10 protein-coding genes and 3 pseudogenes are annotated in these 6,116 nt (G+C 66.7%); 11 read left to right on the top strand and 2 right to left on the bottom strand.

What is annotated here, in order from left to right; all coding sequences use genetic code 11:
* The 8 genes and pseudogenes from K4B79_RS47710 to K4B79_RS10665 form a co-directional block, all read left to right on the top strand.
* On the top strand, window positions 1-137 hold a 137-nt coding region (locus K4B79_RS47710), incomplete at its 5' end, for a carboxyl transferase domain-containing protein (protein WP_269463368.1).
* A gap of 24 nt (window positions 138-161) precedes the next feature.
* Entirely contained in the window at window positions 162-329 is a 168-nt protein-coding gene (locus K4B79_RS10695; protein ID WP_232026211.1) for an acyl-CoA carboxylase subunit epsilon, read from the top strand.
* Window positions 330-471: 142 nt separating this feature from the next.
* A complete protein-coding gene (locus tag K4B79_RS10690; protein ID WP_232026210.1) occupies window positions 472-1,236 on the top strand; it encodes an AfsR/SARP family transcriptional regulator in 765 nt (254 codons plus the stop codon).
* Window positions 1,237-1,331: 95 nt separating this feature from the next.
* A complete protein-coding gene (locus K4B79_RS10685) occupies window positions 1,332-1,550 on the top strand; it encodes a DUF6059 family protein (RefSeq protein ID WP_232026209.1) in 219 nt (72 codons plus the stop codon).
* Window positions 1,551-1,589: 39 nt separating this feature from the next.
* Window positions 1,590-1,781 (top strand): annotated as a pseudogene (locus K4B79_RS10680) (IS3 family transposase); the annotation flags it as partial.
* Window positions 1,762-2,088 (top strand): tetratricopeptide repeat protein, encoded by a 327-nt coding sequence (locus K4B79_RS10675; RefSeq protein ID WP_232026207.1) that lies wholly within the window; start codon window positions 1,762-1,764, stop codon window positions 2,086-2,088. The pseudogene K4B79_RS10680 and the gene K4B79_RS10675, both read left to right, overlap by 20 nt.
* 430 nt (window positions 2,089-2,518) lie before the next feature.
* Entirely contained in the window at window positions 2,519-2,950 is a 432-nt protein-coding gene (locus K4B79_RS10670) for a spore-associated protein (protein ID WP_232026206.1), read from the top strand.
* A 122-nt stretch (window positions 2,951-3,072) separates the two neighbouring features.
* A pseudogene (locus K4B79_RS10665) lies at window positions 3,073-3,384 on the top strand (transposase); the annotation flags it as partial.
* Here the strand turns inward: K4B79_RS10665 and K4B79_RS10660 are convergent.
* Complete coding sequence (locus K4B79_RS10660) at window positions 3,303-3,770, bottom strand: winged helix-turn-helix transcriptional regulator (protein WP_269463365.1); 468 nt, start codon at window positions 3,768-3,770, stop codon at window positions 3,303-3,305. The pseudogene K4B79_RS10665 and the gene K4B79_RS10660 overlap by 82 nt on opposite strands.
* A 117-nt stretch (window positions 3,771-3,887) precedes the next feature.
* On the opposite strand from K4B79_RS10660, the gene K4B79_RS10655 reads away from it, so the two are divergent.
* The 3 genes and pseudogenes from K4B79_RS10655 (at window position 3,888) to K4B79_RS10645 (ending at window position 5,268) form a co-directional block, all read left to right on the top strand.
* Window positions 3,888-4,520, top strand: coding sequence for an NAD(P)-dependent oxidoreductase (locus tag K4B79_RS10655; protein ID WP_232026205.1), 633 nt, complete (start codon window positions 3,888-3,890; stop codon window positions 4,518-4,520).
* Window positions 4,517-4,903 (top strand): annotated as a pseudogene (locus tag K4B79_RS10650) (helix-turn-helix domain-containing protein); the annotation flags it as partial. The gene K4B79_RS10655 and the pseudogene K4B79_RS10650, both read left to right, overlap by 4 nt.
* Before the next feature lie 47 nt (window positions 4,904-4,950).
* Entirely contained in the window at window positions 4,951-5,268 is a 318-nt protein-coding gene (locus K4B79_RS10645) for a hypothetical protein (protein WP_232026204.1), read from the top strand.
* Between the two features lie 183 nt (window positions 5,269-5,451).
* Here K4B79_RS10645 and K4B79_RS10640 read toward each other — a convergent pair whose 3' ends face one another.
* A complete protein-coding gene (locus K4B79_RS10640; protein WP_232026203.1) occupies window positions 5,452-6,051 on the bottom strand; it encodes a TetR/AcrR family transcriptional regulator in 600 nt (199 codons plus the stop codon).
* Between the last annotated feature and the right edge of the window lie 65 nt (window positions 6,052-6,116).

Here is a 6,116-nt window from a genome sequence, read left to right as displayed (position 1 = left end):
ACGCGGCCGAGCGCGGCCTGGTCGACGACGTCATCGACCCGGCCGAGACCCGCGAGGTCCTCATCTCCTCCCTCGCCATGCTCCAGACCAAGCACGCCGACCTGCCCTCCCGCAAACACGGCAACCCTCCCCAGTGAGGCCGTCCAAGGAGTCCGTTCCCCATGAGCACTCTCGTCAGCGTGAAACGCGGCAACGCCACCCCCGAGGAACTGGCCGCCCTCACGGCCGTCCTCGTCGCCCGAGCCGCACACACCGCCCCTCCGGCCCCTCGCTCCACGGCTGCCTGGCGGCCCCCTGTCTTCCGCGCCGCGCACAGCTGGCAGAGCTGATCCGCGTACTGCCCTTTTGCTTTTTATGATCTCGTTTCCACACAAGGCAACATGTTGCCGCAAAAAGGGCAACAAGAGAAACCTTGACCATACCGGCATCACTGAGAGGATCGAGATCGACAAGTTGCTCTGGAAAGCTGACGTGAAGCAGGAGCAGATGCTTGAAATCAAGGTCCTCGGATCCGTCGAAATAGTCGCCAATGGAAAAGTGGGCAGAATTTCGGCACCCAAAGCCCGATGCGTTCTGGCACTGATGGCGTTACATGTGAACCAGGTCGTGTACATCGAATCCATCATCGAGGAGCTCTGGGATCAGAATCCGCCCAAAACCGCGGTGACGACCGTACAGACGTACATGTACCACCTCCGGCGACTTCTGGCGGAATGCACCGACCCCGACAGCTCGGTCTCGCTGGAGACACGGCAGCGCGGTTATGCCCTCGTGGTCCGGGACGGGCAGATCGACGCCATGGAGTTCCTTCGGCTGATCGACTGCGCCTCCAGCGCCTTCGACTCGGGAAAGCCCGCTGAAGCGGCACGGCAGGTCCACCGAGCATTCGGCCTGTGGCACGGCCCGGCACTGGCCGATGTGGCGACGGGTCCTCTTCTGGAGGCCCATCTCGTCCACCTCAGGGAACAACGCAAACGCGCCCTCGAAATAAGGATCGAGGCCGATCTCGAACTCGGCCGGCACCGGGCGCTGATTCCGGAACTCCGGTATCTGATCGCACAGGACTCGTTGAACGAATGGCTGCACGGCCGACTCATCGTCGCTCTCGAACGCTCGGGCCGGCGCAGCGAGGCTCTGCAGGCGTACCAGGACGTCCGCCAAGTCCTCCACGACGAGGTCGGACTTGAACCCTCCGAGGGACTGCGACGGATCCAGCACGAGGTGCTGACCGCCTAGCCGCACGCCCTCGCAGGTGCTCGCGCCCGAAGCGCCCCGCGCCGGAGGATGCCGACGCGGGGCCCGACATCGCGACGACTGAAGTGAGGTCAGCCGTGGCACTCTCTCTCGCCCGCCGCATACTGCGTTCGATCTACCGGGCCATGGTGGCCTACGGAAGGATGTACACGGGCGTGCATCCCGGCAGTGCGGACGGGACGGCGCCCGCGTCGGTCCTGGAACTGCGCGGGCCGGGGCCCGACCACCCGGAACGCGTGCGGCCGGACGTACCGCTCACCCCGTCGGAGCGGGCCCTTCTGAGGGGGTTGCGCTGACGCTGGACCCCCGCCCGGCAGACGGCCGACGCTCGCCTCGCCGCCCGGATACGGGCCGTGCACCGCGAGTCCGACGGTACCCACGGCGTCCCCAGGATCACCGCCGAACTCCGCGACGACGGCGGGCGGATCAACCACAACCGGATCGCGCGGATGCTGCGCGGCATCGGCCTGGCAGGTGTGCGGCTGCGCCGCACGCACCGCTCCACTGTTGCGGAAACGGGCACTTGACCTGCTCAAGGGCACCGCAGACCGCAGGGTCAAGGCAGCCACCTGGGACGCCTACGGCTACGCCCACCACCAACTCGGCCAGCACCAGCAGGCCACCGACTGCTACCGCCAGACCCTGGAGCTCTACCGGCACCTCGGTGAACGCTTCGGCGAAGCCGAAACCCTCACCCGCCTCGGCGACAGCCACCACGCCGCCGACGAAACCGCTGCCGCCCGCGACACCTGGCAGCGCGCCCTGGCCATCCTCGACGATCTCGGCCACCCCGACGCCGTACAGGTGCGCACCACGCTGAACACCTTGACGTGACAACCGCTCGACGAACAACTCCCCAAAACATGCCGATGCCCTGCAGGTAGTGACATCGGAGAAGCGGGCAAGACGGCAGCATTGCCGCGCAGAGAGCGACCCGACGCCGAGATCCTGCTGAGCTCCCCCCGGACAGCGTGCACTGGGCCTCGACGCGTCTCGCCTCGCTGTCCATGGGACAGCACCTCGTTCACGGCGCCCGACTGTCGGCCATAACACTCACACCCCCCTTGCAGCGCTCCTCGTGACCGGCCGCCTCACCGCCATCGCCCTCTCCACGGTGCTCAGGAGGAACGGTCACGGACCCGTTCACTTCGTGTCCGGGGTCCGTAACCGGTCCCGGGTGGCACACAACGCTCGTCGGGTAACGACGGTCAAACCCTTCGAAGTCGACAAGCTGTTGGAGCAGTCGACGAAACGGGGGATTCACATGAACATCATTCAGCGTGCCGCAACAGTCGGAGCGGCCACAGCCGCCGTGATCGGCGCCATGGGAGCCGTCGCGCCGCAGGCAGGGGCGGCGACGCCCCTGGCGAAGTACAACGGTGTCTGCGGGGCGGGCTACACCGTGGTCCACTCGACCCCGGTCGGCACAGCAGGCACGGTCTACCTGACCTACAACCCCTCCACCGGACAGGACTGCGTGGTCACCGTACGCGCCCGACCCGGCACCGCGGTGGCCATGCTGGCAGCGCTCACGGACGCCCAGGACGTCGACCCCGAGTTCGATGACGGTCTCTACACGACCTACGCCGGGCCGGCGTACATCGGCCACCCCGGGCACTGCGTGAGCTACTGGGGACGGATCTCCGGCCAGAGCGGCGGAGCGAACAACGTGCACTGCACACCACTGACCGGCTGAGCGGCATGCGGGCCCGTCCGGGTTCCGCATCGCATCAGTGATCACTATGCGGACACACACACTCAGCCAACTGACCAACCAGCCAGGCAGACACCTGACAGGACTGCCCAGCTGGTGTCAGGTTGTGGACGGGTGAACTGGGCACTCCGCATGAGCAATTCGTGCACCGGTTCACCCGCGAGGAACCGCGTCAGTCCACGCGAGCCCATCCGCGTGGACTGATCGCGCCGCTGCAGCGAAAGAACGACTGGACGCCGGCGGAAGAAGCCAGACATGCAGGCCCCGATCGCATCCACCCCTCGCTGAACCGGATCGGGTGGGACGCCGACGAGGTCCTGGACGACGTACGCGACTACGTCGTGGAACACCTCGGCGACCGAGGCCCCGTCCTGGTCGTCGACGACACCGGGCTTCTGACGAAGGGCTTTCGCACCGGCGATGGGCTCCCTTTCCTTGTGTGTACGGACGACGCCTTGAAAGCGACCATCCAGGTGTCGCGGGTCAGGACGTTGGTGACAGGCGAACCGGTCCCTGCACGGTCTGCGCGCTCGCGGGCGTCGACGACTTCGTCCCAGTGCTCAGCGGTCCAGGCGTAGACGTCCAGGAGGACGGTGAGGAGGCTTTGCCCGAGTGGAGTGAGGCTGTAGCCGGGAGAGTCGGCGCCGGCGTCATGGGTGATGAATCCGTCACGGACGAGTGACCGCAGTGCCCGGGTGAGCTCTTTGGGGCTCGTCCTCGGCAGTGCCCTGCGCAGCTCGCTGAACGGCTGAGCCCCCTCGCTGAGCAGGCGCATGACCAATGGCGCCCACTTGTTCTGCATCCGGATCGGCAGCATCGAGGAGGGACACAGTTCGTCAAACGTCTCGGGCGAGAGCCGGCGCATAGCCCAAGTGTAGGTACCCCATCGGTAACCGGGGGCTCGCCCAGCGTCGAGTGCATGATGAGAATCGTGATCTTCGGAGCAGGTGGCAGGACGGGCAGCGCCGCGGTGGCCGAGGCGACCGCACGTGGGCACCGCGTAACGTCATTGAGAAGCGCGGACGCGGATATCACGGCCCCGGAAGCAGTGGCACGGGCAGCATCGGGCCACGATGTTGCGATCGCGGCGGTGGCGCCCACTGACACCGACCCGAGAGACTTCTTCCAGGCCGCGGCACATGGCTTGGTGACCGGTCTGCAGGGCGCGGGGGTTACCCGGCCGGTCTGGGTGAGCATCGCCTCGTTGCTGCCCGGTCCCTCCGGAGTCCCGGCCGTCGACACCGACGGCTTTCCTGTGGAGTACCGGCCGTTCTCCTTGGGACACCGCATTGCGCTGGAGGCGGTCAAAGCCTCCGACCTGCAGTGGACAGCCGTGAGTCCTGCGGGAGACTTCGCCCCGGACACAAAACCCACCGGCGGATACGCACTCACCGAGGTCGGGGACCTGACCAGTCGTATCACCCACGCTGACCATGCTCGCGCGCTGGTCGACATGGCTGAGCAGTCGGGTCTGCGTGGCGAGCATTTGGGAGTGGCCCCGCTGTCACCCGACCAGAAGGCATCCGCTGCCATCGGGGATGGTCAACAGTGACCCACCGCAACGCGCCCCTGTCGCCCGAGGGCCGCCGTCGTCTGATCGAACGCTGCGCGAGTCGGCCCATCGCCCACGTGGCCGCGGAGATGGGCATCTCACGCGCATGCGCATCCACGTGGGTGAACCGATATCGCCGCCATGGCGAGCTGGGACTGCTGGACCGTCCCTCAACGCCCCGCCAACAGCCCACAGCGACGGCCGCCGACGTGATCGTCCGTATCGAGCACCTCCGACGCACCCAGAAGTGGTCGGCGGCAAGGATCGCGTTCGAGCTTCAAGCGGAGGGCATAACCATCAGCCGTCGGACCGTGTCACGGCACTTGAACACCCTGGGCTTGAACCGACGCAGGTTCATCGATCCCAGCGGCGAAATGCGGCGTTCGAACTGCGCGACACGAAGAGCCGGGTTCTCGTCCTGGGCGGGCTCATGACACCCGAACTGAGCCTGGTCGCTCCAACCGCCGCACAGGAACGGCCCCAGATCCATCTGGACCTGATGATCCTCGGCTGCGGAGGACTGTCCATCGACCGTGGGATCACCTACTTCGACCCCGCCGAAGTCGAAGTACGCCGCACCCTTCTCGACCTCGCGGACCGGGTCGTTGTCGCCGCCGACCACACCAAGTTCGACCGCAAGAAGGCGATGGCCCTCGGCGACCTGTCGACCATCGACCTCCTGGTCACCGACCAGATGCCTCCCCCTGAGCTGCGACCCGCATTCGCGGAGGTCGTGGTCGCTCCGTAGCGCTCGAACCGACGGCAGCGCTCATCGAGGATTTAGCGCCGCCACTGAGCTTGCTCTTCTTCCCGCGCCGACCAATGCCTCGAACTGGATCGCTCATCTGGGGATTCGCCGGACGTGGTGGGGTGCGGTGACGATGTCGTGTCCGGAGCAAGACGATCCGCGGCCCCGCTCGAGCACTACGGGTCAGGGCTGGCTGCCCACGAGAGCGATCGCACGCGCCTCGGGAACTCCCAGCATCAGCAGGCTCGTGATCGTCGCTGCTCGGGCGCCGAGGCTCCCGTTCGACAGGTCGCTGTCCGCGATGGCGAACACGGCGCCGTAGGCAACCTGGCTCAGAATGCCTGGCGGCAGGTGCTGCGCGAACACGTCGCTGTCCTGGCCCCGTTTCACAAGGTCGGCAAGGAGCTCATCGACTGGCCCGAGCAGGGCGTGGATCGCCTCGCCGTACTCGCCACGGCGCAGCGCCAACAGCACTCGGTACCGGTGCGCCACCGGCCAGACACGAGCGATGAATTCGGCCCACGCCGCATCCGCGTCTGCATCGGAGGCCTCGACTTCGGTGAGCACGGCTGCCACCTCGGTGACCGCCCGTTCTGCGAGCGTCCGAACCAGGTCGAGGCGCGAGGGGAAATGGTCATAGACCGTGCGACGGACGACGCCGGCGGCGGAGGCGATGTCGCCCATTGCGGCGTCGGGGTTCTCCCCCAGCACATCGAGGGCGACGTCGAGGATGCGATTGCGTGTCTCGTTCATCGAGCGCACGCGGGAGGACTCGGCGGGCACGACACCATCATTGCACAGCGGTGTACAGTGAAGTTGACTGCACACCGCTGTACAGTGAGATTCAC

The sequence above is a fragment of the Streptomyces lincolnensis genome (assembly GCF_021173675.1).
Classification (GTDB): Bacteria; Actinomycetota; Actinomycetes; order Streptomycetales; family Streptomycetaceae; genus Streptomyces; species Streptomyces lincolnensis_B.
This window is presented reverse-complemented; position numbering and strand designations above follow the sequence as displayed.

Coding starts and splice junctions, on each gene's coding strand:
- K4B79_RS10695 (WP_232026211.1), top strand. CDS start 162: ATGAGCACTCTCGTCAGCGTGAAACGCGGCAACGCCACCCCCGAGGAA.
- K4B79_RS10660 (WP_269463365.1), bottom strand. CDS start 3,770: ATGCAGAACAAGTGGGCGCCATTGGTCATGCGCCTGCTCAGCGAGGGG.
- K4B79_RS10645 (WP_232026204.1), top strand. CDS start 4,951: ATGACACCCGAACTGAGCCTGGTCGCTCCAACCGCCGCACAGGAACGG.
- K4B79_RS10655 (WP_232026205.1), top strand. CDS start 3,888: ATGATGAGAATCGTGATCTTCGGAGCAGGTGGCAGGACGGGCAGCGCC.
- K4B79_RS10670 (WP_232026206.1), top strand. CDS start 2,519: ATGAACATCATTCAGCGTGCCGCAACAGTCGGAGCGGCCACAGCCGCC.